Here is a 24380-nt window from a genome sequence, read left to right on the forward strand (position 1 = left end):
CTGAACTTGTTGAACAATGTACGCGACCTGCGTCACACCGTCAAGGGGCACGAAGGGCCGCACATTTAAGCGCGAACGGACATTTATGGCCCCTGGGAAGCGTTTCCCAAGGGCCATAAATGTCCGTTCGCGCTGTGTGGAGGCGGCGGAACGTGTCGGCTAGGTCGCGTGGACTGCGGTCTGGTGCTCTTCGGACCTGGCGAGGTAGGACAGGAGGCGCTCGGCCGCCAGGTCATTGTCTCCCGCTTCGAGGGCCTTGCAGATCTGGTCATTATCAGCGAGGTAGTCCTGGTAGAAGCCACCGTCAATGGAGGCCTTGTGGAAGAACAGCCGCATTTCGGCCAGCACCTGCGACATAATGACATTCAGGCGTTCACTGCCGGCCATCGCCACCAGGGCACCGTGGAAATGCGCGTTCGCACTGCCCAGCCCCTCACTGTCGCCGGCCTTGGCGGCGCGCTTCCCCTCCTCCACTGCCGCGCGAACGGCGGCGATGCTTTCGGCGCTTCCGCCACCGCGGACCGCACTGACTTCGATGGCGCGCCGGACGGCGTAGACGTCATGGATGTCGCTGACCTCGAGGCTGGCGACGAAGACGCCGCGGTTCGGCTGGCGGACCACCAGGCGCTCGCTGGCGAGCTCGGCAAACGCCTCGCGCACGGTATTGCGTGAAACCCCGAGCTCCTCGGAAAGTGCTTCTTCCTTCAGCTTCGTACCGGGAAGGAGCGCACCTTCCGCAATCTGGAGCCGCAGCTCACTCGCAACGCGGGTGGCCACCGCGGGCACGGCGACGCGTAGCCGGGAGACGCCTGTACTCGGATTGACTGTGGCCATACACCGAATTTACACGAACCAACCACAATTAGATTGTTGAATTGTTGAACATTTTTGAAGAAGGGTGCATCCTTGTGTAAGGACGAGTTGAGATGAGGGTCACAATGCACGCAATTGATTTGAACAGCGACGTCGGCGAATCCTTCGGGCGATGGAGCCTCGGAGACGATGCCGCCATGATGGCTTCCGTATCCAGCGCCAACGTGGCCTGCGGATTCCATGCCGGGGACCCCAGCGTCATCCGGGCGACCTGCGAGGCCGCCGCCAAGTCCGGCGTCGTGGTCGGGGCGCATGTGGGCTACCGCGACCTTGCCGGGTTCGGCCGCCGGTACATGGACGTCGACCCGCGCGAACTGGCCGACGACGTCGTCTACCAGATCGGCGCACTGCAGGCGCTGGCCGCAACGGCCGGCACCCGGGTCCGCTACGTCAAGCCGCACGGCGGCCTGTACAACGCGATCGTCCACAACACCGCACAGGCACGCGCCGTGGTGGACGCAGTGAAGTCTGTGGATCCCGGTCTCCCTATCCTTGGCCTGCCAGGATCCGAGGTGCTGCGGCTCGCGGAGGAAGCCGGGCTCCGCGCCGTCTCCGAAGCGTTCGCGGACCGCGCGTACAACCCGGACGGCACGCTGACCTCGCGTTCCCAGACCGGTTCTGTCCTGGACGACCCCGAGGCGGTTGCCGCCCGGGTCCTGCAGATGACCGCCGGTGAGGCCATCAGCGCGATCGACGGCTCGGATCTGTTGATCAACGCGGAATCGGTCTGCGTCCACGGGGATTCACCCGGCGCGGTGGCCATGGCTGTCGCCGTGAAGAGCGCGCTCGACGCCGCCGGAATCACCATCAAGGCCTTCGTCTAGCATGAAGCGGCGGATTCAGGACCCGATGGCAAACCCCAACATTGACGTGCCCTCCGCGTCGTCAGGCCAGCCCGCACCGGAGGCAACCCCAAACACTCTGCCCTCAAACACCACTCCGCCTTCGAGCGCCGCCCGCACGGGCCGGGTGCGCGCGGTGCGGCCGGTGGGAACGCGCACCGTCCTCGCCGTGGTTTCCGGAACGCAGGATGTCCTCGCCCTGCAGGCCGCACTCCTTGAGGCCCCGTTTCCGGGCCAGCAGGATGTCCTGGCCGCCGCCGAGACCGTCATGGTCAGGGCCGAATCCCCCGCAGCTGCGCGACGGATCGGGCAGGCCCTCCTGGAGCTGGACCTCACGGAACCGGCCGAGCAGGCCGGCGGCCTGGTGGTCATTGACACCGTCTACGACGGCGAGGATCTCGCCGAGGTGGGAAAGCTGACCGGCCTCGGCGCCGACGGCGTGATCGCCGCCCACACGGGCCAGATCTGGACCGTTGCCTTCGCTGGCTTCGCCCCGGGCTTTGGCTACATGGTGGGCGAGAACCAGGCCCTGGAAGTTCCGCGCCGGAGTTCCCCCCGCACGGCGGTCCCGGCGGGATCGGTGGCACTTGCCGGCAATTACTCGGCCGTCTACCCGCGCAAGTCACCTGGTGGCTGGCAACTGATCGGCCGCACGGGAGCCAAAATGTGGGACCTCGACCGCCCCGAACCCGCGCTGGCCAGCCCCGGGCACCGCGTCCAGTTCCGTGCCGTCCGCAACGTGGTCCAGATGGCACCGGAAGGGCCAGACGCAGCCTCACAGGACCAACAGACAGAGAGCCAGCAGGCACTCCCGCCAATCTCGCCGGGACTCCGCGTCCTGTCACCCGGGATCCACAGCCTCATCCAGGACCTGGGCCGGCAGGGGCATTCGGCCCTCGGCGTCTCAGCCGCCGGTGCGCTGGACCGGGCCTCGCTCCGCCGGGCAAACCGCCTCGTCGGGAACGCGCCGTCGGCCGCCGCCATCGAAACCGTCTCCGGCGGGCTCAGGCTCCAGGCCGTCGGGGACCAAGTCCTGGCCGTGGCCGGGGCGCCGTCGGCACTCACCGTCGTGACGCCGTCGGCCTCTCCCAGCGAAACGGAAACAGACACGCAAGATACCGCAGAAGATCGGCAGCGCACCGTCCCGGTGGCCGCGCCCTTCGCCCTGCTCGACGGTGAAATCCTCACCATCGGTGTTCCCGACGCCGGCTTCCGCAGCTATGTCGCTGTCCGGGGCGGCGTGGACGCACCGCCGGTCCTGGGCAGCCGCTCCACGGACACGATGTCCGGAATCGGTCCCAAGCCGCTGGCAGCGAACCAGTTGCTGCCAGCCGGCGGCGCCGCCGAATCCGGCGTCGTAGGCAGCCCCGAACTCCAGCCTGACTATCCCGGCGAGGGCGTCACCGTGCTGGACATCGTCCTCGGACCGCGCGCCGACTGGTTCGACCAGGCCGCGATCGATTCCCTCTGTGCGCAGGACTGGACGGTCAAGCCGGAGTCCAACCGCGTGGGCATGAGGCTGCAGGGAACGCCCCTGGAGCGGAGCCGAACCGATGAGCTTCCCAGCGAAGGAACGGTGGCCGGCGCCATCCAGATGCCGCCCGAAGGCCTGCCCGTGCTCTTCCTCGCCGACCATCCCATCACGGGCGGGTACCCGGTGATCGGCGTGGTGGTGGACCACCAGCTCGACCTGGCCGCCCAGGTCCCGATCGGCGGGAGCATCCGCTTCCGCATCGCCCCCGAAACTGCCGCCCCCGGCGGCACCTCCGAAGAGACTCCACACGGACAGACTCCACAAAGAAAAGCGAGCAACTGATGCACAAGGTCCTCATTGCCAACCGCGGCGAAATCGCCGTCCGGATCGCCCGGGCCTGCGACGACGCACAGCTGGCCTCCGTGGCTGTGTATGCGGACATCGACGCGGACGCGATGCACGTCGCCGCCGCGGACGAGGCGTTCAGCCTCGGTGGCAACTCCCCGGCGGACACCTACCTGAACATCGAGAAACTCCTCGGTGCCGCTGCCGCATCCGGAGCGGACGCGGTCCACCCCGGGTACGGCTTCCTGTCCGAGAATGCGGATTTTGCGCAGGCGGTGCTCGACGCCGGACTCGCGTGGATCGGTCCGTCACCGGAGGCCATCCGCCAGCTCGGCAACAAGATCACGGCCCGGGAGATCGCGGTCCGCGCCGGCGCCCCGCTCGTGGCAGGCAGCGACGGGCCGGTAGAGTCCCCCGCCGAGGCCCGCGCCTTCGCGGAGGAGCACGGGCTCCCCATCGCCATCAAGGCCGCCTTCGGCGGCGGCGGCCGCGGCCTAAAGGTGGTCCGGAACATGGACGAGGTCGAGGAGGCCTTCGACTCCGCCGTGCGCGAGGCGGTGGCCGCGTTCGGCCGCGGCGAATGCTTCGTGGAGCGCTACCTGGACCGGCCGCGCCACGTGGAGGCTCAGGTGCTGGCCGATACTCACGGCAACGTCGTCGTCGTGGGAACCCGGGACTGTTCCCTCCAGCGCCGCCATCAGAAGCTGGTAGAGGAGGCCCCGGCGCCGTTCCTCAGCGACGGTCAGCGGGCGCAGATTTACGACGCCGCCAAGGCAGTGTGCCGGGAAGCCGGTTACGCGGGTGCGGGGACGGTGGAGTTCCTGGTCGCCGCCGACGGCACCGTCGCCTTCCTCGAGGTGAACACACGGCTGCAGGTGGAACACCCCATCACCGAGGAAACCACCGGGACCGACCTGGTCCAGGAGCAGTTCCGGATCGCCGCCGGGGAACGGCTGTCCCATACGGAAGACCCGGCTCCGCGCGGCCACGCCTTTGAATTCAGGATCAACGCGGAGGACGTGGGGCGAGGCTTCCTGCCCTCCCCCGGCACCGTCACGGAATTCACCGCTCCCACGGGCCCCGGCATCCGGCTGGACACCGGTGTGCGCTCCGGCTCCTTCGTGGCACCGCAGTTCGACTCGCTCCTGGCGAAGCTGATCGTCACCGGAGCCGACCGCCAGCAGGCACTGCGCCGCGCCCGCCGCGCGTTGGCCGAGATCAGCATCACCGGCGTTGCCACCGTCCTGCCGTTCCACCGCGCCGTGGTGGAGGCAGCAGACTTCACGTCCGAGACCGGACTGGATGTCCACACCCGCTGGATCGAGACGGACTTCGCCGGCCAGATCCCGGCAGATCCCGACTTCAGCCCCACCGCTCCCGAAGGCCGGCGGCGCACCATCACGGTGGACGTGGACGGCCGCCGGCTTGCCGTCGGGCTTCCGGCCGACCTGCTGGACGGCTGGGCCCGATCGGGCCAGGCACTTCCCGGCGGCCTGGGTGCCTCTTCGGCCGCTGGCTCTCCCGATGGCGGGTCCGGCACCTCTGACCCGGCCGAACTCCGCGCCGCCATGAGCGGCACCGTGGTGAAGTGGCTCGTGGAGCCGGGTGCCGAGGTGGCAGCGGGTGATCCTGTGGTGGTGCTGGAGGCCATGAAGATGGAGACCAGCGTCCCCGCCCACCGCGGCGGCGTCCTCTCCGCTGTCGCCGCCGGGGCCGGCGAGGTTGTCACATCCGGTTCGGTCCTGGCGCTCATCGGCTAGCGGCGTCCCCGCTTGCTGGCGAAGGCAACGAGGACGACGGCGGGACCTCCCGCCGTCGTCCTCCTGCTTTTCGGCTCAGGCCGTAAGCGTCCTGCGCAGGATCATGGGGATAACGCCGCCGACGGCGAGGAGCCCGCATTCCAGCCCCGTCTCCACCGCGGCGGTGGCCATGAACGGTTCCTCGGTGCCGTCGGCGCGGATGATCCTTGCGGCGATCCCGGCGCGGGGATGGATGCGCTCCTCGGGTGCGTCGAGCGCAATCCGGTCGCCCGGTGCGAGGCCGAGGAGTCTCTCCCTCATGTCCGCCGGCATGACGAGCGGAAGGATGCCCATGCCGATGAGGTTGGACCGGTGGATCCGTTCGAAGCTGGCGGCGATGACCGCCCGGACGCCGAGCAGCCGCTGGGCCTTCGCCGCCCAATCCCGGGACGATCCCATGCCGTAGCGCTCACCTGCCACCATCACGACGGAATCCCCTGCCTCCCGGTATCGCCGGGCGGCGTCCCAGATGGGCAGGGTCTCATTCGACGGCGCGTGGACGGTGTGTGCCACCGGCGCCTCAGGCTGCAGGAGGTTCCGGACCGACTTGTTGTGGAAGGCGCCCCTGACCATGACCTCCCAGTTGCCGCGGCGGGAGGCGAAGACATTGAGGTCGGCGCGGTCCTCTCCCCTGTCCACCAGGAAGTCCGCGACGCCGCTGACTGGCGGGATGGCGCTGGCAGGAGAGATGTGGTCGGTGGTGACGTCGTCGCCGAGCACCAGGAGCGGATGCGCGGTGAACTTCCCGAGCAGGCTGCCCTCGGTCAGGGCGGCGAACGGAGGGCGGCGGAGGATCGTGGATCCGTCGTCCCACGGGTATTGTGCACCGTCCGGCGCCTCCAACCGCTTCCACTGCGGGTCGCGGCTGGCGATCGCGAAGTCCCGGCGGAAGTCGGCGGGGTCGTTTGCCTTGGCCACGAAGGCATCGATCTCATCGCGGGACGGCCATAGCTCTTCGAGGTAGACGGCCGTGCCGTCTTCGGCGACCTGGACGGGCTCCTTGCTGAGGTCGCGCTTCGCGTCGCCGGCGATGGCGAAGGCCACCACCAGCGGCGGCGACATGATGAAGCTGAGTTCGACGTCGGGGTGCACCCGGCCCGGGAAATTGCGGTTGCCGGACAGAATCGCCACCGGTTCGCTCACCCCGGCAGTCTGGGCCCCGGCAACCTCCGGCGTCAGCGGACCCGGGTTGCCAATGCAGGTGGTGCAGCCGAACCCGACGATGTCGAAGCCGACAGAGGCAAGGTCATCAATGAGCCCGGCACGCTTGAGGTAGCTGGCGGCCGCCGGTGACCCCGGCGCCAGCGAGGTCTTGACCCTATGCGGCACGGCCAGCCCGCGCTGGCGGGCGTTGCGGGCGAGCAACCCGGCGGCGATGAGCAGGCGCGGGTCCGAGGTGTTAGTGCAGCTGGTGATGGCGGCCAGTGCCACCGGGAAGTCTGGTAGGGATCCACCGCCGGTCGGCGCAGTTCCAGAGTTAGCCGGTCCAGGCTCCTGTTCCAGGGCCGTTCGGATGCCGCCGTAGGGCAGAAGGTCCTGGGGACGGCGCGGTCCAGCCGCGTGCATCGCAACGGCGGACAGGTCGACGTGGACGACTCTCGTGTAGACCGGCGCTGCTTCCGGGTCGAACCAGAGCCCGGCCTGCTTGGCGTACGCCTCGACCAGCCGCGTCTGTTCAGCGCTGCGGCCGGTGCTGGCGAGGTAGTCGAGGACGTGCCCGTCGATCGGGAAGTAGCCGGTTGTGGCGCCGTATTCGGGTGCCATGTTGGCGACGACGGCGCGCTCGCCGACGGTCAGCGTGGAGACGCCGGGGCCGAAGAACTCAACGAATTCCCCCGTGACACCCACCTCGCGCAGCCGCTGGGTGATGGTCAGCGCGAGGTCGGTGGCGAGGGTTCCGGGCCCCAGTTCGCCGGTCAGGCGGACACCGACGACGTCGGGGATGCGCAGCGTGGCTGGCATCCCGAACATCACGGTCTGTGCTTCCAGCCCGCCGACGCCCCAACCCAGGACGCCGAGCCCGTTGATCATCGGCGTGTGGCTGTCCGTGCCCACCATCATGTCCGGCACCGCCCACCGGACCCCGTCCTTGTCCATGATTGTCACCACGGTGGCCAGCTGCTCGAGGTTGATCGTGTGCATGATGCCAGTGCCGGGCGGGTTGATGTGCACGCCGTTCATGGCCTTCGAGGCCCACTTCAGGAACTGGTACCGCTCCCGGTTCCGGCGGATCTCGTGCTTGATATTCCGGGCGGCCGCGTCGGCGCGCCCGTACTCCTCCACCGCCAGCGAGTGGTCGATGGACACGTCCACGCGCAGCAGCGGATTCAGGGCCATGGGGTCGGCTCCGGACTCAGCGAGGGTATCCCGCATCGCCGCGATATCCACCAGGGCTGGCGTGCTGGTGGTGTCATGCATCAGCACCCGCGTGGGCAGGAACTCGATTTCGGCCGTGCTGGTGCCCGTGGCCAGCCAGTTCCGCAGGGCATCCATCGCCTGCTCGCGCTCCTGGCCGGCCATGTTCCGCTGCACGTTCTCCGCCAGCAACCGCAGGACCACCGGCAGCCGGGAAAAAGCGGTGCCCAAGGCAGCCTCGATATCCACGGCCTGCAAGACCTCGCCATTGACGGAGAGGCTGGTGATGCTGGGGTGGGAGCCTGCGGCGGTGACTACACTCATGGTTCCGCTTTCTCGAAGGAGCAGGGGTCTGTTATAGGTTATAACCTATAACAGCCGCTACAAACCAAAGGGAGCAAGCGATGGCAAACCAGCCCCCAGCACTGACCAAGAGCGCATACGTCTACGAGGAACTGCGCCGTCGGATCCTGACCGGGGAGATCGGCCACGGTTCCGTGCTCAGCCAGGCGCAGCTTGCCCACGAGATCGGCGTCAGCACCACTCCCCTGCGTGAGGCGCTGCGGCGGCTGGCCGCGGAGGGGCTGGTGCAGCTGGAGTCGCACCGGGATGCCCGGGTCGCGTCCCTCACAGCGGACGAGGCCCGCGACCTTTACGTCCTCCGCGAGAACCTGGACCCGCTGGCTGCCGGGCTGGCGGCTGAGAGCCGGACGCCTGCCGACATCGAGGACATCCGGGCGGCGCTGAAGCAGCTGACGCCGCTGCACGACGCCGCGGACCTGGACGCCATGACGGCGCACCGCGAATTTCACCGTGCCGTCTACAGTGCCTCGCACAACCCCGTGCTCATCGGGATCCTTGAGGGCCTGTGGGACAAGGCGGACCGGTACCGCCAGATCGGCCTGCAGAGCCAGAAGGACTCCGAGAAGGACCGCAAGCGCGTCCGCGAGGAGCACATCGAGATTGCCGATGCCGTGGTGACCGGCGACGCCGTTCGGGCCCGCGAAATCATGCAGCGCCACGTGGTGGGGAGCCTGGGCCGCCGCGCCATCGCCGTCCTCACCGAGGGCTAGCACTGTAACCCTGTATGTGGCAAACCTCACCCGCCGTTTAGGGCCAAACCGTTTGAAAAGCCCTCCCGCGCCTGTGCATCATGGAATGGAACCACGAAGGAATACGCTTTTCTGCACGTGGTTCAGAAGTTCAAACACAACAAAATCCTGGTGGACGCAATGAGGCCAAACCGGTGAGCTCGTCGAGCTGCCTAAGGCCTCCGAGCGTTCCTGGGCTGCCCTGTTCCGCGGCATCGCATTGGCGCCATGCCCAGACACGAAAGCACTGAAAATGACCTTTGAGACCGCCGAATCAATGACGATCAAGATCTGGGACCGTTCTGCAGTGAACCACACACTGGAGACGCTGGTGCACGATTTTTCTAGCCGGGCCAACGCAAAGAAGAGTGACGTTGCAGTCACCCTCAGCGGCCCGAACACCTTCACGCTCAGCCTGAACACCGCTGCCCTCTAGGCAGCACCCCGGACAAAAACGTAAGAGGACGACGGCGGGACATTCCCGCCGCCGTCCTCTGGTGTTTTGCTGGAAAAGCCGGGCAGCCCTCAAGCGCGGGCAGGCTCGGCCAGGAGGGCGTCGATCTGTCCGGCGGCCTCCTTCATTCCCTCCTCCATGCCCATCTCCATCATCTGGTTCATTTGCTCTTCAGACTCGAAGACGGACTGAATGGTCATCCGGGTGCGGCCGCCGAGATCCTCCAGGGTGACGGTGGCATGTGCGGCGCCCATGGCTTCCACCGGCGCGCCGCTGTCGTCGGCGAACCCGTCGTCGAACTCAAGCCGGTTCGGGGCCTCGATATCGGTGATGCGCCACCAGCCGCTGGCCTTCTCACCCTCCGGGCCGGTCATGTAATAGGAAGCCTCGCCGCCGGGGGTGAATTCGTACTGGCTGAACGTCGCCGGATAGGTGGGCGGGCCCCACCAGCGCTCGAGCTGCCGCGGGTCTTCCCAGATCTGCCAGACGCGCTTCACGTCGGCGTCGAACTCTGCCACGAGGGTGAAGCTGAGTGCCTCGGGATTCTTGGTGGAACTGATAACCGTCATTGCCGGACCCTTCCTATTCTTCAGTAAGTTCCTCAGCGAGGATGTCCGCGATCCGGGCGACGCGCTGCCGCCAGATCGCCTCGTACTCGTCAAGCAGCCGGCGGGCCTTCTCCAGGCCATCATGGTTGCCCCGCACGATCTGCTCCCTTCCGCGCTTCTCCTTGGTGACCAGGGAGGCGCGCTCCAACACCGCCACGTGCTTCTGAACGGCGGCAAAGCTCATGGCGTAGAGGGCCGCCAGGCCGCTCACCGAATACTCGCCCACCGTCACCCGGCGCATGATGTCCCGCCTGGTGGTGTCCGCGAACGCCTGGAAGAGGCGGTCGAGTTCGGCATCGCTAAGCTGATCTACAACCATTTGGTTGTAGGATATGACTGCCGGGGAAGGGTGTCAATGGGCTGTCCTGCTCCGACTCACGCGGCGCCCACACCGGCGCCGGATTCCGTGGGCACCGTCCCGTCGTCCTCGTACGCCACGGCGCCGGCCAGGTCGCGGCCAGCGACATATCCGAACGCCAGCGCCGGACCAAGGTTGATGCCGCCGGCAGGATAGTGACCGCCCATCACGCTGGCCTGGTCATTGCCGGCGACATACAGTCCCGGGATGGGCTGGCCGCCGTCGTCCAAGGCGCGCGAACGGCCGTCCACATCCAGTCCCGCGAACGTGCCAAAGCTTCCGGGCACCACGCGCACGGCGTAGAACGGGCCCTTCTCGATGGGGCCCAGCGATGGGTTCGGCGTTACCGCCGCGTCACCGCCGTAGCGATTGAACGGCGTGGAGCCGCGGCCGAAGTCGGGGTCCGCGCCGGCATCTGCATGGCGATTGAAGCGCTGCACAGTCTCCTGCAGCCCGGCGGGATCGATGCCGCACCGGGCCGCGAGCTCCTCGAGCGTGCGGCCCTTCGTCAGGTAGCCAGAGCGCAGGTAGGGAAGGAGCGGCACGGGCAGCGGCTTGGCCATGCCCAGCGGGAACCTGCGCACAAAGCTGGAATCGGCGATCTGCCAGGCCTCCGCCTGTTCCCCCGCCGGCGTGGCCTCCAGCATTGCCGCTACGTAGTCGTAGTACCCGTTGGCCTCGTTGACGAACCGTTTCCCGTTGCGCAGGACGCCGATGCTGCCGGGCTTGGCGCGGTCCATGATGTGCGGGAACGTGCCGGTCCGGCCGCTGCGGTACGGCACCAGCGACACCGGGCACCACGCGGCCGGGGACTTCACATCGGCCCTAAAACGGGCGCCCACCGCTTGGCCCAGGCTGATGCCATCGCCGCTGGCCTCCGCAGGCGCCAGTGTCCAGTGTTCGCGCCCGGTGGGCGTGTGCGGGAAAAGCTCCTTCCGGCGCTCCACGTCGTTCGGGAAGCCGCCTGCGGCCAGAACCACGCCGCGTGAGGCGTTGATGCGCAGCTCCCCTTCGGAGGTTCCGACGACGGCGCCGGTCACCTTGCCTGCCGCGTCGGTCAGCAGCTGGCGGGCCGGTGTGGAGACGCGGATCTCGACGCCGAAGCGGTCTGCGGACTGCAGCAGCCGGCCGGTCAGTGCCGTGCCGTTGACGAGCTGCATGTTGCGCCGGTGCGTCAGCAGATCCAGGAGGTGCAGGCCGAATCGCCAGCCTGCATGGAGGAGTCCGCGCGGATTGCCCCGGGACGCCGAGAGGAATTTGGTGAGGTCCGGTCCGGCCATGATGCCCATGCCCAGGAACGAGGTTTCATACAGCTGGTGCCGTAATTTGGCGCGCAGCTCCGGACGGATCCGCCGGGCGTTCATGGGCTTGGGCCCAACTGAGCGGTGCCCGGTCCCGGCACCGGGAAGCCCCCCATAGACGTCGTTGATCTTGGCACCCGGGACGAACTGCAGCGACGTCTTCTGGTGGAAGAAGCCCACCATGTGGGGCACGGCCTCCAGGAACGCGTCCACCCTGTCCGCCTGGTAGTCGGCCCCCAGGACTCCGCGCAGGTAGGTTCGGAAGGTCTCCTTGTCCTCGCTGACGCCGGCGGCCCGGGCCAGCGGATTGCCGGGCGCCCAGGCCCAGCCGCCGGACCAGGCCGTGGCACCGCCGCAGACGTCCGCCTTTTCCACCACCACAACCTTCAGCCCGTGGTATGCGGCCGTCACGGCTGCGGCCAGGCCGCCCGCGCCGGAGCCCACCACCAGGACGTCGCAGTCCAGGGTGCGCAGATTGTCTCCGGCAGCGGAGTGGGTTGTTGCATCAGTCGGGAAAGTCATCTCTTGCTCCAGTTGTTCTTTCAGTGTCCGAATTCGTCCGAGTCGAGCCGCATCGGTGCGCCCTTGTCCAGGGCATCGATCCCGGCCATCTCCGCCTCGGTGAGGGCAAAGCCGAAGACGTCGAGGTTTTCGCGCTGCCGCCGGTCGTCGGCGGACTTGGGGATGGCCACCCGGCCGGACTGGACCTGCCAGCGGAGCACCACCTGCGCCGGCGTCTTTCCGTATTGCGCGGCGGGAGCGGTGACGGCAGGGGCGGAGAGGAAGCCGCCGTTGCGCCCCAGCGGGCTGTAGGCAGCGGTGGCGATGTTGTGTTCACGCTGGAAGGCCAGCTGGTCGAGCTGCTGGTGTTCGGGATCGATCTGCACCTGGTTGACCGGGGCTTCCAGGCCTGCCGCCTGCAGCTCCCGCAGGTGGGCCGGCTTGAAGTTGGAAACACCCCAGCACCTGATCAGCCCCTCCTCGGCCAGCCGGGTGAGCCCCTCGGCTGCCTCGACAAACCGGCCGTGTGCAGGGTTCGGCCAGTGAATCAGGAAGAGGTCCAGGTACTCGGTGCCGAGCCGGCGGATTGCCGCGCCGAAGGCCTCGCGCACGCCCGTCCTGCCGTGCCACTGCTTATTGAATTTGGTGGTGAGGAACAGCTCCCCGCGGGCAATGCCGCTGCGGCGGATCCCCTCCCCCACGGCCTCCTCGTTGCAGTAATTTTCCGCCGTATCGATATGCCGGTACCCGTTGCCGATCGCCCGGGCCACGGCATCGGCCGCCTCCTCGCCGGTCATCGGCCAGGTGCCCAGCCCGATGAGCGGAATTACGACGCCGGGTGCCAGTTCCACCGTTGTGCTTTCCTCTGTTTTTTGGCTCACTTGGTTCCTGCTTTCTGGAGGTTGCCTGCCACCTGCAGCACCGTGTCGGCTGCCTCCTTGAGCTTCCGTGCCCAGCCCAGCTCTCCCAGGCGGGCAACCGCGCTGTCCGACGGCACCTCGACGCTCACGGCACGATCAGCGGGAAAGACGTTGACCAGGGCGGCAAGGTCAAACCCGCCCTCGCCCGGAACACCGCGTTCCGAGCGCGACTCCGCCACCAGCGCTGCGCGGTCGGCCGGACGCTGTGCCGGCCCGTCGCACAGCTGCAGCAGCGGCACCAGGTCGAGGTTCGCCTCGAGGTCCTGCCACTGTGCGGACCCCGGGACCGCCCCAAAGCGGTTCAGATGGAGCCCGTCCACCACCACGCTGCAGCCCGAGGACCTGGCCAGAGCCACCGCGGCGGGAATGGAGTTCACCGCCTGGTAGGAGATGGGCTCTAAGGTGGGGACGATGCCGTAGCTGCGGCCGTCCTCGGTCATGCGGGCCAGTGTGTCGGAAAGGCGTCCGGTGTCCGGATCGGACGCCGCCACGGTCAGTGAGGCCGCGCCGAGGGCCTGCCCGGCCTCCATCATGGCAAGCCACGCCTTGCGCTGGTCGGTGCCGTCCAGCAGCAGGAACTCGATGTCGCGGACCGCAACGCCGGTGTCGGCCATCCGGGTCAGAGTCTCCTGCAACATCGGCTGCCCGGGCTGCAGGTCATAGGGCCGCTCAGTGGGTGTGACCGGCCGGACGCGGGCGCCGATGAAGTCGAAGCCGGCTTCGGCGGCGATGGCCACCAGTTGCGGCGGGGCGGTGTTAAGGAGGGACAGCTGGGCCAGGCCCAGCGGGCGGCGCGGTGCGCTCATGATGTAGCTCCGTTCATGCTGAATTGGTGCGGGCTGGCAGGTTCTGCGGCAGGCACAGAGGCTTCGGCGGCAAGAGCAGCGGCGATGCGCTGCGCGGCGTCGTACCCGCTCTTCACCGCGTTGGAGGCGATGGCGGGGGTCCGGTCCACCACCGTTCCGGCCAACGCCACCGGCACACCGGCCGCTCGGGCCAGGTCCGCCTCGCGGTCCGCCGCGGAAACGGAACCGTCCAGCGGCAGCACCGAGCGGGAAACCAGCAGCGGGCCCGGAGCATCCAGCCATTCCGGACCGGACCCGTCTCCGGCCCCGTCCGGGAACGTGCCGGCAATACGGACGCGGCCGCCGTCGTATTCCTCGATCGTGGCACCCAGCCGGATCCGGACCCGCGGATTCTGTTCGAGCCGCGGCACCGCAAGGATCTTTGCCCGCCGCCCGGATTCCGGCGCGAGGACCTCCTGCGGCCCCACCAGCAGCACCGCGGCGCCGCGGTCCGCGAGGGTGTCGGCCAGGCTCATCGCCACGGAGTCCGCACCCCAGATGGTCACGGCTTCCGGGACGGCACCGTCCGCCGGTCCATCGGAGCCGAGCACCCCGGGGTGGGCGGCGAGCCAGTCCCGGACGTCCACTACGCCGGGCAGGTCTGCGCCGGGGAAGTCTGCCCCCGGCCGGGTCCCGCCGGTGGCCAGCACAACGGCGTCGGCCCCGGTTTCCCGAACCAGCCCGGCGAGATCGGAAAGGTCCGCCCGCCCGCCCAGGCGGACGTCAACACCCAACCTGTCATTCTCCTCTGCGGACCAGTCAGTGAACCGGTGGAAATCCGGCGTCGACTTCATCCGTTCTGCGAGGGCAAGCTGCCCGCCCAGCCGGGCGCCGTCGTCGAACACGGTCACCTGCGCACCCGACTGGGCCAGTTCCCGGGCGGCCGTAAGGCCCGCGGGTCCGGCGCCCACGACGGCCACCCGGGTGCCGGGCCGGACGGCCGGCGTCGGAACGGGAACCCGCGAGCGCCCTACCGCGGGGTTGACCGTGCACGTGACCTGCCCCTGGCCGAGGGTGTCGATGCAGACGTTGCACGCGATGCAGGGACGGTAAGCCTCGCCGCGGAGCACGCCGCCCACAAAGGCGGGGTCAGCGTGGATGGCGCGGGCCAGGCTGACGAAATCACAGGCACCGCCGGCGAGGGCCTCCTCGATGACGGCCGGCGAGTTCAGCCGCCCGGCCATGCCCAGCGGAAGGCCGAACTGCCGGTACGCCGTGGCATAGTCGCGGAGCAGGCCGGGCTTCCACTCCCCGGGCTGCACGATCCATTCGCCGGCGTCGTAGCTGCCGGCAGACAGGTCGAGGAAGTCCAGCTGGTCCAGGTTCGCTTTGGCCATGATCCCTACCTGGTCTTCAGCGTTGATCCCGTCCGCCGGGCCCTCGACGACGGACACCCGCACACCGATGATGACGTCCGGCGCGGCCTCGCGGACGGCGTCGATGACCAGGTTCAGGAAGTGCTCCGGCGCGGCGAACTCGTCCGTGCGGTGGTTGGAGATGGGCGACATGAACTGGTGGATCAGGTAGCCGTGCGCTCCGTGGATGTTGATCACGTCGAAGCCCGCAGCCACGGCCCGGCGGGCCGCCGCGGCATAGGCTGCCACGAGATCGTGGCATTCGCCGGCCGTCAGCTCCCGCGGCACCTCCCCGCCGGCCACAGCGCACGGCACCGGCGACGGCGCCACGTTCTTGTGCCCGGACACCGCCGTCTGCGCGGTCCGGCCGCCGTGGTTGAGTTCGACGGCGGCCAGCGCACCTTCGGCGCGCAGCGCGTCGGTGAGCCTGCGCAATCCGGGAACCATGGCGTCGGTGTGCAGGCCCAGCTGGTGGGTGCGGCCCTTGCCGTCGGCCCGGACGTACGTGGCTTCGGTGGTGACCAAGCCGAGGCCGGCCCGGGCGCGGGTGACGAGGTAATCGATGTACTGCTCAGAAATGTGCCCGTCCGCCGTGCCGTAGTTGCGTTCCATCGGGGCGGAGGCGAGGCGGTTGCGGAGGGTCCGTGGGGTGCGGCCGTTACGGCCCAGGGTGAGTGGGCGGGCGGCGTGGCGGGTTTCCAGGGTGTTGTGCTTCGTCATGGCTCAGCCTGCCGCTTCCGCGGGAACGCGTGTTTCACCGGAAGCCTGGACGTCGGCTGGCACCTCGACGCCCGAGGGCATCTCGACGTCAGCGAAGCGGACGGGGTGGCCGGTGCGTGAGGATTCGTAGACCGCCAGCAGGATTCGCAGGGATTTCAGGGCGTCCTTGCCGGTGATGGCGGGCTCCGTGCCGGCGTCCAGTGCCTGCACGAACTCGCGGACCTGGCTGGTGTGGTGCGGAATCAGCTGGCCGTTGATGGTGGAGAGGTCAACGTTGGGCTCCACCCCTTCGGGATGGACGGGCTCCACGGTGATCTTTTCGCCCACGGCCCACAGGTCCAGCCGGCCGTCGCTGCCCTCGGGGAACTCCGTCAGCGATACCGAGGCGCCTGTTTCGCCCGTGATCCGGAGCTGGATGCCCAGGTTGGGGGACACCGCCGTCGACGCCTCCACCGTTGCCATGGCACCGGAGGTGAAGGTGATGACCGCGGTGGCGGAGTCCTCCACCTCGATGTACTCGCCGTGCCGGTAGGTGTTGACCTTGCCGTAGACTTCGGCCACGTCGCCGAGGTACCACTGCAGCAGGTCGATCTGATGGATGGCCTGCGTCATGAGCACGCCGCCACCGTCGTTCTGCCAGGTGCCGCGCCAGGCGTCGCGGGAATAGTATTCCTGCGCGCGGTGCAGCATCACCGAACACTGGGCCATGAGCGGCCGGCCCAGCGTTCCGTCGTCGATCGCATTCCGGATCTTCTGGGCTGCAGGCCAGAAGCGGCGCTGGAACAGCGCCCCGAACTGCACACCGGCCTCCTCGCACGCCGCAACCATCCGCTCGGCCGAGTCCAGCCGGGTGGCAATCGGCTTTTCGCACAACACATGCACGCCGGCCGCCGCTGCCTTGAGCACCACCTCCTCATGGGTCGGGTGTGGCGTGCAGACCGAAACGATGTCCACGCCCAGCGCCAGGAGCTCGTCCACGGTGTTCACCGCGTTCGGCACGTCCCAGTTCCCGGCGGTGGCGCGTGCCCGGTCCAGGTCAATGTCGCACACCCCGACTACCTGCACATTGTCCAGGGCGCCGAAGGCCTCGAGGTGGTTCCGGGAGATGGCGCCGCAACCAACGATTCCGGCTCGGTAGGTGCGGGGGGCGGTTGCTGACGGGGTCATTGTTCCAACTTTCTTGTGCGTGGTGCGCAGGGCCGGGGTATTGGGGCGTTGTCGGGGGCAGGGCCGGGCTAGGCGTCGGCCGAAACGGAGCTGCGGACCGGCCTCTTGGCCCGCGGCAGGCCAAGCTCCTCGAGCGGGGTCTTATGGGTTTCGCGGGCCGTGGCGATGGCGATCGCGGAGACCGCCAGGCAGGCCACCGTGAAGACTGCCACCGGGATCCAGCCGCCGGGTCCCGGCTGGGCCAGGACGGTGGCGATGGCGGGTGCGAAGCCGGTGAGGATCAGGCCCACCTGGCTGCCGATGGCCATCCCGGAGTAGCGGACCGGCGCGGGAAACATCTCGGGAAAGAAGACTGTCCAGACGCCGTTCCAGCAGGAGTAGAACACGGACATGTTCAGGAACCCGAAGACGAAAATCAGGGCGATGTTGTGCTCGCTGATGGCCCAGAAGTACCCGAACGAGGTGACGGCGCAACCGAGGGAGCCCACCAGGAGCACCTTCTTGCGTCCAAACCGGTCCGAGATGATGCCGGCCAGCGGGATGGTGAACATGGACAGGCCGATGGTGACGGCGTTGACGGTGAGCATCAGAGTCCGGTCCAGGCCGATGCCTTTGCCGGTGGCGTAAGCCAGGGCGTACACGGTGAAGGTGGTCTGCATGACGGAGAACAGCATGACGAGGGCCACCCGCAGGACGTCGCGCCACTGCGTCTTCATCACTTCGGCCGCCGGAATTCCCTTGGGCTTCTTCGTTTCCACGGTCTCTTCGAACACGGGCGGCTCGTCCAGCCGGGTGCGGATCCAGTAGGCGACCAGCAGGACGACGGCGGACAGCCAGAACGGGAGGCGCCAGCCCCAGCCCAGCAGCTGCTCCTCCGGGAGGGCGGCGAGAGGAATGAACACCACCGTGGAGAGCACCATGCCGGAGGCGTAGCCCGTCATCACGAAGCTGGTAAAGAAGCCGCGGCGTCCTTCCGGGGAATGTTCCATAGTGAGCGTGGACGCGCCCGCGGCCTCGGCGCCGGCGGAGAATCCCTGCGCCAGCCTGCCCACCAGCAGCAGTGCCGTGGCCCAGTAGCCGATCTGGTCATAGGTGGGCAGGAAGCCGATGCCGATGGAAGCAACGCCCATAATCACCAGCGTGATCATCAGGGCCTGCTTGCGGCCGAGCTTGTCCCCGAAGTGGCTCATGATGACGCCGCCCAGTGGCCGTGCCAGATAACCGACGCCGAACGTGGCCATCGCGCCGAGCAGGCCAACCACCGGATCGCCGCCGGGGAAGAAGATCTTCGGGAACACCAGGGCTGCTGCCGTGCCGTAGATGAAGAAGTCGTAGTACTCCAGCGTGGAACCAAGGAAGGAAGCCAGGGCGGCTTTCCTCGGGGTCTTCGCCGGGAGGCTTTCCGCGCGGGCCAGGACGGCGGGCTCCGCGACGGGGTTTGGGGGCTGGGCGTTTCCCATAGGTTCTCCTCATTGAGTTTCCAGGGCGGCCGCCACCTGCTGGCGGGGCCGAAGTGTCGAGCGTGCACCGTGTCCGGGTGACTGTGGCTCTGGGGGAAAACACTAGGAGCAGGGAAAAGCGGCGCGGCGAAATTTCCCGTTCAACGGGACGGGGACCAGGTGGAGATCTTACCGATGAGGAGGGTAAAGCGGGGGTCAGGCGCCCTGGAGCCAGGGTCTCGTGCCGTAGGGGCGGCGCTCTGCGCCCATGGTCCGGGACAGGCCCCGCCCTGCGGCCACCAGGACGGGAAGAACCACCTTGGGGTCCTCGTCTGCCGTCGGAATCACGACGGCGATCGCGCCGATCACGCTGTTGCCCTCACCAAAGACGGGGACGGCATAGGCGGTGTTTTCCTGCACCAGGACGCCGGCCATGCGGACGTAGCCGCGTTCCCGGGTCAGGGCGAGCAGGGCGCGCAGCCGCGCCGGGTCGGTCTCCGTGGCGGCAGTGGTCTTCTCCAGCGGCCCGGCCAGGAACCGCTCCTGCACGTCGCGCGGCATGTGCGCCATCATGGCCATCCCGGACGAGGTGTTGTGGATCAAGAGCCGGCCGGCCACGGCGGCAAGATTGGTGGCGGTGCCGTGCCGGTCCAGCTGCTCCAGATACAGCACGGTGCCGGAACCGACGTCGGGAATGGAGAGCGAGACCTGTTCCCGGACCGCGGCGTGGACTCCTTCGAGGAACGGAAGGCCCCGGCGTCGGAACTCCTCGAGCGGATTGCTGCGGGACGCCAGCTCCCACATCTTCATGCCAACGCCGTAGTCACCGGCCTCGCTGCGGTTCAGCAGCCCGCTGTCCACTAGGTCATTGGCCAGCCGGTGCGCGGTGCTGCTGGACATGCCGGTGGCCCGGACCAGTTCACTCAACGACATCCGCGGCCGGCCCTTCGAAAAGGCGTCGAGGATTTTCACCACGCGCTGGATGACGGATTCGCCGGAGGGCGAGTTGGCCATCAGGCCCGCCGCAGCCCGGACGCGTCCCCGCCATAGTCCAGGCCGATCTGCTGGGCCGCCTCCTGCAGGCGCGGCACCACGGACTTTTCGATGTCCTCGGCAGGTGACCGGTGCGTCTGCAGGGAAACATTGACGGCAGCCACCACCTCATGGCCGCGGCACACCGGCACCGCCACCCCGCGCAGCCCCTCTTCCAGTTCCTGCGACACCATGGCCCAGCCCCTGGACCTGGCCCGTTCAATTTCCGTCCGCAATTGCTCCGCGCTTGCAATCGAGTGCTCGGTCAGCTTTTGCAGACGTACAGACTCGAAGTAGGCCTGCAGCCCCTCCTCAGTCAGCGCCCCCAGCAGCACACGCCCCATGGAGGTGGCCCACGCCGGGAACCTGGTTCCCACGGTGATGGTCACGCTGAGGAGCCGGGGCGAGGGCACGCAGGCGACATACACGACGTCGGCGCCGTCGAGAATGCAGAGGGACGTGGTTTCGTTCAGCTCTGCAGCGAGGGATTTCAGATGCCGGTCCGCGATGGCGGGCAGCTCGAGGTTGGCCAGGAAGGACCGGCCGATCTCCAGCGAACGGGCAGTCAGTTCGAAATGCGCCCCGTCCGCCCGCAGGTAGCCGAGGTCTGCCAGGGTCAGGAGGAACCGCCGGGCGGAAGCCCTGGTGGTGTCGGCGGCCGCGGCCACTTGGGAGACGGTCAGCCGGGGCTTGTTCGGGGTGAAGGCCCGCAGCACGTCGAACGCCTTCTCGACCGATTTCACGAAGTAGGCCGGCTGTTCGTCCATGAGCTCCCTGCACCTCAAGCTGCGCGCTGTTCCTGACCTACCAAGAATACGGGCCGGTATCCGGCAGGGCGCAGGGGACAAACAACGGATTGTGAGTCACTTCACTCTGCGCTATCCTTTTTCTAGTCGCATATCGCACGTCTGTTCGCGATACGCACAAATCCAAAAACCCGGACACCGTCTTTCAGTGCGGAAGGACCCCCTGCAATGACCGATCTCGCCCCCACTGCCACCGCTGCGGCGAAGCAGTACCAGTTGAAGCGCGCCAAGAAGGCCGCCCTCGCAGCCTTCCTGGGCGGCGCGCTGGAGTACTACGACTTCTTCATCTACGCCACCGCGGCGTCGCTGGTCTTCTCCAAGATCTTCTTCCCGTCCGGCGACCCCACCATCGCCCTCATCGCTTCGTTTGCCACCTTCGGCGTGGCCTACGTGGCACGGCCCTTCGGCGCCGTCGTCTTCGGCCACCTGGGGGACAAGATCGGCCGCAAGAACACCCTCGTCCTGACCCTCGTGCTGATGGGATCGGCCACTTTCCTGATCGGCGCACTGCCCGACTTCAACTCCGCCGGCTACTGGGCACCGGCACTGCTGGTGGTGCTGCGCCTCATGCAGGGATTGTCCGCCGGCGCGGAAACGGCCGGCGCTTCTGCCCTGTCCACCGAGGAAGCACCCGAAGGGCGCCGCGGCTTCTTTGCCAGCTTCGCGATGAGCGGCATCTCCGCCGGCATCGTCCTTGCCTCCCTCGCCTTCCTTCCCGTGGCCGCCATGAGCGAAGCAGACCGCCTGGCCTGGGGCTGGCGCATCCCGTTCTGGTTGTCCCTCGTGGTGCTGGTGGTCGCCTACCTGGTCCGGCGCTCCCTCGAGGAGCCCGAGGTCTTCGAGGAAAAGCACGACCACGGCGAACTGGTCAAGCTTCCGTTTGCCAAGATGTTCAAGACGCACCCGGCGCAGTTCTTCCAGGTGGCCCTGATGTCCTTCGAGACCGTGACCAACACGTTCATGCAGTCCTTCGGCCTGGCGTACGCCGTGTCCGTGGGCGTCCCGGCGTCGACCATGCTGTGGGTGAGCATCGTGGGCAATGTCATCGCCATGTTCAGCCAGCCGCTGCTGGCCCGGCTCTCGGACCGCTTCGGCCGTCGGCCGGTATTCATCGCCGGCGTCCTGGGGTCCGGACTGATGATCTTCGTCTACTTCTCCGTCATCTCCACCGGAAACATCCCCATGATCTTCCTCGCCAGTACGGTGATCACCGCCGGGACATACTCCATGTCCAATGCGATCTACCCGGCCTGGTTCTCCGAGCTGTTCAACGTCAAGGTCCGCTACTCGGGCATGGCCATCGGGCTGCAGGTCGGCATCCTCTGCGCCGGATTCACCCCACTGCTGGGCACCGCGCTGGTCGGCGCCGACAAGGCCAACTGGGGCCCCGCCGCCTGGATCGTCGCGGCGTCGTCCCTGCTGGCTGTGGCTGGCGCGTACTGGGCCCGCGAAACCCACAAGACCCCGCTGCGGGAACTGGGCAACCCGGTCCGCTAAAGCGCGAACGAGCAGATAGTGCCCTCGAATTGCTACTTTGAGGGCAATATCTGCGAGTTCGGCATCCGCCGTTTCGGGACGTCGGAGGAACTGCACAGGAGGAACTGCATGGAGCTTCGCCAGATCGAGGCTTTCCTTGCCGTGGCCGAGGAACTGCACTTCGGCCGGGCGGCGCACCGCCTCCGCATGGCCCAGTCGCCGCTGAGCCAGACCATCCGGAAGCTAGAGAAGGAGCTCGGCTCAGATCTGTTTGAGCGCAACACCCGCTCGGTGGCCCTGACGACGGCGGGAGTCGCCTTTCTTCCCCATGCCCGCCGGATCATCGACGAACTTGATCTTGCCCGCCGGTCCGCTGTCACCGAACCCGGCACGTTCTACGGCCGGCTCAGCATCGGCTTTTCCGGGGCGCTGAACCACCGGACTCTGCCCCCGCTGACCCGGGCCCTCCGCAACCGCTACCCGTCCCTGGACCTGACCCTCACCGGCGGCCTGCTGACCCAGGACGCCCTGCAGCAGCTCCGGAACGGTTCCCTGGACCTGGCCTTCGTTGGGCTGCCGCTGGATGCGGGCGCGCTAGCCACCCGCTCCATCGCCCTCGAACAGCTGGGCGCCACCGTGCCGGTGGACCATCCGCTGGCCGAACGGCCGGCCATCGCGCTCGCCGAACTGTCCGATGACGGGTTCGTCACCATGCGTGCCGCGCAGGGATCCACGCTCCGCGAGGGCATCGTTGCTGCCTGCGCGGCCGCGGGGTTCCGGCCCAGGGTGGCACAGGAGGTCACTGATCCGTACACCGCACTGTCGCTGGTGGCCGGCGGCGTCGGGGTGAGCATGATGCCCGACTCCGTCGCCAGCATCATGCCCGGCGGGACCGTGTTTATCCCGCTGACCGGCACCGCGCCGCTGCTGGAGTCGGGCCTCGCCTGGAACCCTGCCGGCATCTCCCCCGCCCTGGCGCTGGCCCTGGCCGTCGCCGAGGAGGTCCTCCCGACGCCGGCAGGCTGAGGCACGGTCCTCACCCCGCGGGCAACGCGGCCGGCTGAGGCACCCAACCCGGCCTCCCGCCGTCGTGCATTATGTGTTTTCCGCACATGCTCATTGACCAAATAAGTGTTGGACGCGGCACAATCTCGGTGGCCACGATGGAGGGGAACATCCACCCGCTCAACGATGAGGACACACCCATGGGAACATTCGCTGTCACCTACGCCTACTCTGCCGCCTCCACCGCGGGACGGGACGAACACCGCCCGCGCCACGTGGATTTCCTGCAGAAGCAGTTCGACGACGGCCGGCTGGTGAAGAGCGGTCCGTTCGGGCCCGAGGAGGACCCGGGCGCGCTGCTGATCATCGAGGCGGACTCGAAAGCTGGCGTCGAAGCGCTGATGGACCAGGACCCTTTCTACCGCAACGGCCTGGTGGAGAAGCGCAGCATCCGGCAGTGGAACGTGGTCTTCGGTGCCAACACCGGCGCCGATACCGCGCGGAACTAGGAGCGCGTCATGCTGATCGCCCGCACCGTCGCCAAGGAGACCATCCGGTACGAGAACGTACCGGAGCCGGCAATCGAGCCGGGTCACGCCCTGGTCCGCGTCCACAACGTCACCCTCTGCGGCACCGACCTGCACATCTGGGAGGACGACTACCCGGCTGGGCTGCCCGTCATCCAGGGCCATGAATTCGCTGGCATCGTCGAGGCCATCGAAGACAACGACGCCGGCATCCGCGCCGGTGACCGCGTTGCCGTCAGCCCGATGGTCTACTGCGGGCAGTGCCGGCCGTGCCGCCTTGGCCGGTTCAACGTCTGCGAGAACATCGGCTGCATCGGCTGCTATTCGGACGGCGCCCTCGTGGAACTGCTCAGCGTGCCGGTGGAGAAACTGTGCCCCGTGCCGGACGGCCTGGAACTCGATCTCGCGGCCATGGCCGAACCCGCCTCCATCGCCATGCAGGCGGTTAACCGGGGGCGGCCGTCGTCCGGGGAAACGGCCCTGGTGCTGGGCAGCGGACCGATCGGATTGCTTGCCACGCTGTACCTGACGGACCTGGGCGTCGCCGTGGTCTGCGCCGACACGGAGCCGGACCGGCTGGAGCTGGCCGCTGCGTTTGGCGCTGTGGACACACTGCTGGTGAATCCCCGTGCCGACTTTCCCGCTGCCGACCAGGCCGCCCGGCTGGATGCGCTCACGGACTCGTCTGGCCCGGAGCTGGTCATCGAGGCCACAGGTATTCCGTCCTCATTGGAGAACGCCATCCGCCTCGTGGCCAGTGCGGGACGGATCGTGCAGGTGGGGATTTCGGCGCGGACCGCGTCTGTTCCGATTAACACCATACCTTTCAAGGAGATCGACCTGCTGGGCAGCCGGAACAGCCTGAACCTCATCCCGGCAGGACTGGAGCTGCTGGCCCGGCACCGGGACCAGGCCCGCGCGCTGATGACGCACCGCTTCCGCTTCGAGGACCTGCAGCAGGCCTTCGAATTGATGCGCAGCCGCACCGAGCCGGTAGGCAAGATCGTGGTGGACATGCCGGTCGCGCAGGCTACCCACGGGGCGGGGACCACTGCCCTCACGGGGGCTCAGGCGTGAGCGGGAGCAG

21 protein-coding genes are annotated in these 24380 nt (G+C 68.0%); 9 read left to right on the plus strand and 12 right to left on the minus strand.

The genetic code is table 11. The features are described 5' to 3' along the window. Nucleotides 1-159: 159 nt before the first annotated feature. Entirely contained in the window at nucleotides 160-834 is a 675-nt protein-coding gene (locus ACHMXB_RS14100) for a GntR family transcriptional regulator (protein WP_395399222.1), read from the minus strand. Between the two features lie 104 nt (nucleotides 835-938). Here ACHMXB_RS14100 and ACHMXB_RS14105 point away from each other — a divergent pair, with 104 nt between their 5' ends. From ACHMXB_RS14105 to ACHMXB_RS14115, 3 genes are read left to right on the plus strand one after another with little or no spacing between them, the layout of a single operon-like run. Beyond that, nucleotides 939-1697 carry a LamB/YcsF family protein gene (locus tag ACHMXB_RS14105; RefSeq protein WP_395405286.1) on the plus strand — a complete coding sequence of 253 codons (759 nt, stop codon included), beginning with the start codon at nucleotides 939-941 and terminating at the stop codon, nucleotides 1695-1697. A gap of 1 nt (nucleotide 1698) precedes the next feature. Next, nucleotides 1699-3531 carry a 5-oxoprolinase/urea amidolyase family protein gene (locus ACHMXB_RS14110; protein WP_395399224.1) on the plus strand — a complete coding sequence of 611 codons (1833 nt, stop codon included), beginning with the start codon at nucleotides 1699-1701 and terminating at the stop codon, nucleotides 3529-3531. Further along, nucleotides 3531-5294, plus strand: coding sequence for an acetyl/propionyl/methylcrotonyl-CoA carboxylase subunit alpha (locus tag ACHMXB_RS14115; protein WP_395399226.1), 1764 nt, complete (start codon nucleotides 3531-3533; stop codon nucleotides 5292-5294). The genes ACHMXB_RS14110 and ACHMXB_RS14115 overlap by 1 nt, the downstream gene beginning before the upstream one ends. A 75-nt stretch (nucleotides 5295-5369) precedes the next feature. Here ACHMXB_RS14115 and acnA read toward each other — a convergent pair whose 3' ends face one another. Next, on the minus strand, nucleotides 5370-8012 hold the full coding sequence (acnA, locus tag ACHMXB_RS14120; protein ID WP_395399228.1) for an aconitate hydratase AcnA: 2643 nt from the start codon (nucleotides 8010-8012) through the stop codon (nucleotides 5370-5372). A gap of 80 nt (nucleotides 8013-8092) precedes the next feature. On the opposite strand from acnA, the gene ACHMXB_RS14125 reads away from it, so the two are divergent. Together ACHMXB_RS14125 and ACHMXB_RS14130 are read left to right on the plus strand one after the other, a co-directional pair. Then, nucleotides 8093-8761 carry a GntR family transcriptional regulator gene (locus ACHMXB_RS14125; RefSeq protein ID WP_395399230.1) on the plus strand — a complete coding sequence of 223 codons (669 nt, stop codon included), beginning with the start codon at nucleotides 8093-8095 and terminating at the stop codon, nucleotides 8759-8761. A gap of 271 nt (nucleotides 8762-9032) precedes the next feature. Continuing rightward, on the plus strand, nucleotides 9033-9215 hold the full coding sequence (locus ACHMXB_RS14130; protein ID WP_111905501.1) for a hypothetical protein: 183 nt from the start codon (nucleotides 9033-9035) through the stop codon (nucleotides 9213-9215). A gap of 89 nt (nucleotides 9216-9304) precedes the next feature. Here the strand turns inward: ACHMXB_RS14130 and ACHMXB_RS14135 are convergent, their stop codons facing one another. From ACHMXB_RS14135 to ACHMXB_RS14180, 10 genes are all read right to left on the minus strand, one after another. After that, nucleotides 9305-9802 carry an SRPBCC domain-containing protein gene (locus ACHMXB_RS14135; RefSeq protein ID WP_395399232.1) on the minus strand — a complete coding sequence of 166 codons (498 nt, stop codon included), beginning with the start codon at nucleotides 9800-9802 and terminating at the stop codon, nucleotides 9305-9307. Between the two features lie 13 nt (nucleotides 9803-9815). After that, nucleotides 9816-10160, minus strand: coding sequence for an ArsR/SmtB family transcription factor (locus ACHMXB_RS14140; RefSeq protein WP_395399234.1), 345 nt, complete (start codon nucleotides 10158-10160; stop codon nucleotides 9816-9818). 56 nt (nucleotides 10161-10216) lie between these two features. Continuing rightward, nucleotides 10217-12022 carry an FAD-dependent oxidoreductase gene (locus ACHMXB_RS14145; protein ID WP_395399236.1) on the minus strand — a complete coding sequence of 602 codons (1806 nt, stop codon included), beginning with the start codon at nucleotides 12020-12022 and terminating at the stop codon, nucleotides 10217-10219. 20 nt (nucleotides 12023-12042) lie between these two features. After that, entirely contained in the window at nucleotides 12043-12882 is an 840-nt protein-coding gene (locus tag ACHMXB_RS14150; RefSeq protein ID WP_395399237.1) for an aldo/keto reductase, read from the minus strand. Next, the gene (locus tag ACHMXB_RS14155) at nucleotides 12879-13727 is read right to left on the minus strand and encodes a sugar phosphate isomerase/epimerase family protein (RefSeq protein WP_395399239.1); all 849 of its coding nucleotides are present in this window, start codon (nucleotides 13725-13727) and stop codon (nucleotides 12879-12881) included. Before ACHMXB_RS14155 ends, ACHMXB_RS14150 begins: the two co-directional genes overlap by 4 nt. After that, on the minus strand, nucleotides 13724-15841 hold the full coding sequence (locus tag ACHMXB_RS14160; protein WP_395399241.1) for an FAD-dependent oxidoreductase: 2118 nt from the start codon (nucleotides 15839-15841) through the stop codon (nucleotides 13724-13726). Before ACHMXB_RS14160 ends, ACHMXB_RS14155 begins: the two co-directional genes overlap by 4 nt. A 3-nt stretch (nucleotides 15842-15844) precedes the next feature. Next, a complete protein-coding gene (locus tag ACHMXB_RS14165) occupies nucleotides 15845-17008 on the minus strand; it encodes a Gfo/Idh/MocA family protein (protein ID WP_395399243.1) in 1164 nt (387 codons plus the stop codon). A gap of 68 nt (nucleotides 17009-17076) precedes the next feature. Beyond that, nucleotides 17077-18468, minus strand: coding sequence for an MFS transporter (locus ACHMXB_RS14170; protein ID WP_395399245.1), 1392 nt, complete (start codon nucleotides 18466-18468; stop codon nucleotides 17077-17079). Nucleotides 18469-18663: 195 nt separating this feature from the next. Then, complete coding sequence (locus tag ACHMXB_RS14175) at nucleotides 18664-19461, minus strand: IclR family transcriptional regulator (RefSeq protein ID WP_395399247.1); 798 nt, start codon at nucleotides 19459-19461, stop codon at nucleotides 18664-18666. Beyond that, nucleotides 19461-20246, minus strand: a complete 786-nt coding sequence (locus ACHMXB_RS14180; protein ID WP_395399249.1) for an IclR family transcriptional regulator C-terminal domain-containing protein — start codon at nucleotides 20244-20246, stop codon at nucleotides 19461-19463. The genes ACHMXB_RS14175 and ACHMXB_RS14180 overlap by 1 nt, the downstream gene beginning before the upstream one ends. 207 nt (nucleotides 20247-20453) lie before the next feature. Here ACHMXB_RS14180 and ACHMXB_RS14185 point away from each other — a divergent pair, with 207 nt between their 5' ends. The 4 genes from ACHMXB_RS14185 (at nucleotide 20454) to ACHMXB_RS14200 (ending at nucleotide 24370) form a co-directional block, all read left to right on the plus strand. Further along, nucleotides 20454-21782 carry an MFS transporter gene (locus ACHMXB_RS14185; protein ID WP_395399251.1) on the plus strand — a complete coding sequence of 443 codons (1329 nt, stop codon included), beginning with the start codon at nucleotides 20454-20456 and terminating at the stop codon, nucleotides 21780-21782. Between the two features lie 108 nt (nucleotides 21783-21890). Beyond that, nucleotides 21891-22787 carry a LysR family transcriptional regulator gene (locus ACHMXB_RS14190; RefSeq protein WP_395399253.1) on the plus strand — a complete coding sequence of 299 codons (897 nt, stop codon included), beginning with the start codon at nucleotides 21891-21893 and terminating at the stop codon, nucleotides 22785-22787. A gap of 179 nt (nucleotides 22788-22966) precedes the next feature. Next, complete coding sequence (locus ACHMXB_RS14195) at nucleotides 22967-23275, plus strand: YciI family protein (protein WP_395399255.1); 309 nt, start codon at nucleotides 22967-22969, stop codon at nucleotides 23273-23275. Between the two features lie 9 nt (nucleotides 23276-23284). Further along, a complete protein-coding gene (locus ACHMXB_RS14200) occupies nucleotides 23285-24370 on the plus strand; it encodes a zinc-binding dehydrogenase (RefSeq protein WP_395399257.1) in 1086 nt (361 codons plus the stop codon). The last annotated feature ends 10 nt before the right edge of the window (nucleotides 24371-24380 follow it).

Origin of the sequence: Arthrobacter sp. UC242_113 (assembly GCF_044054585.1) — a bacterium.
Classification (GTDB): Bacteria; Actinomycetota; Actinomycetes; order Actinomycetales; family Micrococcaceae; genus Arthrobacter.

Bases quoted from the DNA above. Each gene is read 5' to 3' on its own strand.
- ACHMXB_RS14100 (WP_395399222.1), bottom strand. From the start codon at position 834: ATGGCCACAGTCAATCCGAGTACAGGCGTCTCCCGGCTACGCGTCGCC.
- ACHMXB_RS14105 (WP_395405286.1), top strand. From the start codon at position 939: ATGCACGCAATTGATTTGAACAGCGACGTCGGCGAATCCTTCGGGCGA.
- ACHMXB_RS14110 (WP_395399224.1), top strand. From the start codon at position 1,699: ATGAAGCGGCGGATTCAGGACCCGATGGCAAACCCCAACATTGACGTG.
- ACHMXB_RS14115 (WP_395399226.1), top strand. From the start codon at position 3,531: ATGCACAAGGTCCTCATTGCCAACCGCGGCGAAATCGCCGTCCGGATC.
- acnA (WP_395399228.1), bottom strand. From the start codon at position 8,012: ATGAGTGTAGTCACCGCCGCAGGCTCCCACCCCAGCATCACCAGCCTC.
- ACHMXB_RS14125 (WP_395399230.1), top strand. From the start codon at position 8,093: ATGGCAAACCAGCCCCCAGCACTGACCAAGAGCGCATACGTCTACGAG.
- ACHMXB_RS14130 (WP_111905501.1), top strand. From the start codon at position 9,033: ATGACCTTTGAGACCGCCGAATCAATGACGATCAAGATCTGGGACCGT.
- ACHMXB_RS14135 (WP_395399232.1), bottom strand. From the start codon at position 9,802: ATGACGGTTATCAGTTCCACCAAGAATCCCGAGGCACTCAGCTTCACC.
- ACHMXB_RS14140 (WP_395399234.1), bottom strand. From the start codon at position 10,160: ATGGTTGTAGATCAGCTTAGCGATGCCGAACTCGACCGCCTCTTCCAG.
- ACHMXB_RS14145 (WP_395399236.1), bottom strand. From the start codon at position 12,022: ATGACTTTCCCGACTGATGCAACAACCCACTCCGCTGCCGGAGACAAT.
- ACHMXB_RS14155 (WP_395399239.1), bottom strand. From the start codon at position 13,727: ATGAGCGCACCGCGCCGCCCGCTGGGCCTGGCCCAGCTGTCCCTCCTT.
- ACHMXB_RS14160 (WP_395399241.1), bottom strand. From the start codon at position 15,841: ATGACGAAGCACAACACCCTGGAAACCCGCCACGCCGCCCGCCCACTC.
- ACHMXB_RS14165 (WP_395399243.1), bottom strand. From the start codon at position 17,008: ATGACCCCGTCAGCAACCGCCCCCCGCACCTACCGAGCCGGAATCGTT.
- ACHMXB_RS14170 (WP_395399245.1), bottom strand. From the start codon at position 18,468: ATGGGAAACGCCCAGCCCCCAAACCCCGTCGCGGAGCCCGCCGTCCTG.
- ACHMXB_RS14175 (WP_395399247.1), bottom strand. From the start codon at position 19,461: ATGGCCAACTCGCCCTCCGGCGAATCCGTCATCCAGCGCGTGGTGAAA.
- ACHMXB_RS14180 (WP_395399249.1), bottom strand. From the start codon at position 20,246: ATGGACGAACAGCCGGCCTACTTCGTGAAATCGGTCGAGAAGGCGTTC.
- ACHMXB_RS14185 (WP_395399251.1), top strand. From the start codon at position 20,454: ATGACCGATCTCGCCCCCACTGCCACCGCTGCGGCGAAGCAGTACCAG.
- ACHMXB_RS14190 (WP_395399253.1), top strand. From the start codon at position 21,891: ATGGAGCTTCGCCAGATCGAGGCTTTCCTTGCCGTGGCCGAGGAACTG.
- ACHMXB_RS14195 (WP_395399255.1), top strand. From the start codon at position 22,967: ATGGGAACATTCGCTGTCACCTACGCCTACTCTGCCGCCTCCACCGCG.
- ACHMXB_RS14200 (WP_395399257.1), top strand. From the start codon at position 23,285: ATGCTGATCGCCCGCACCGTCGCCAAGGAGACCATCCGGTACGAGAAC.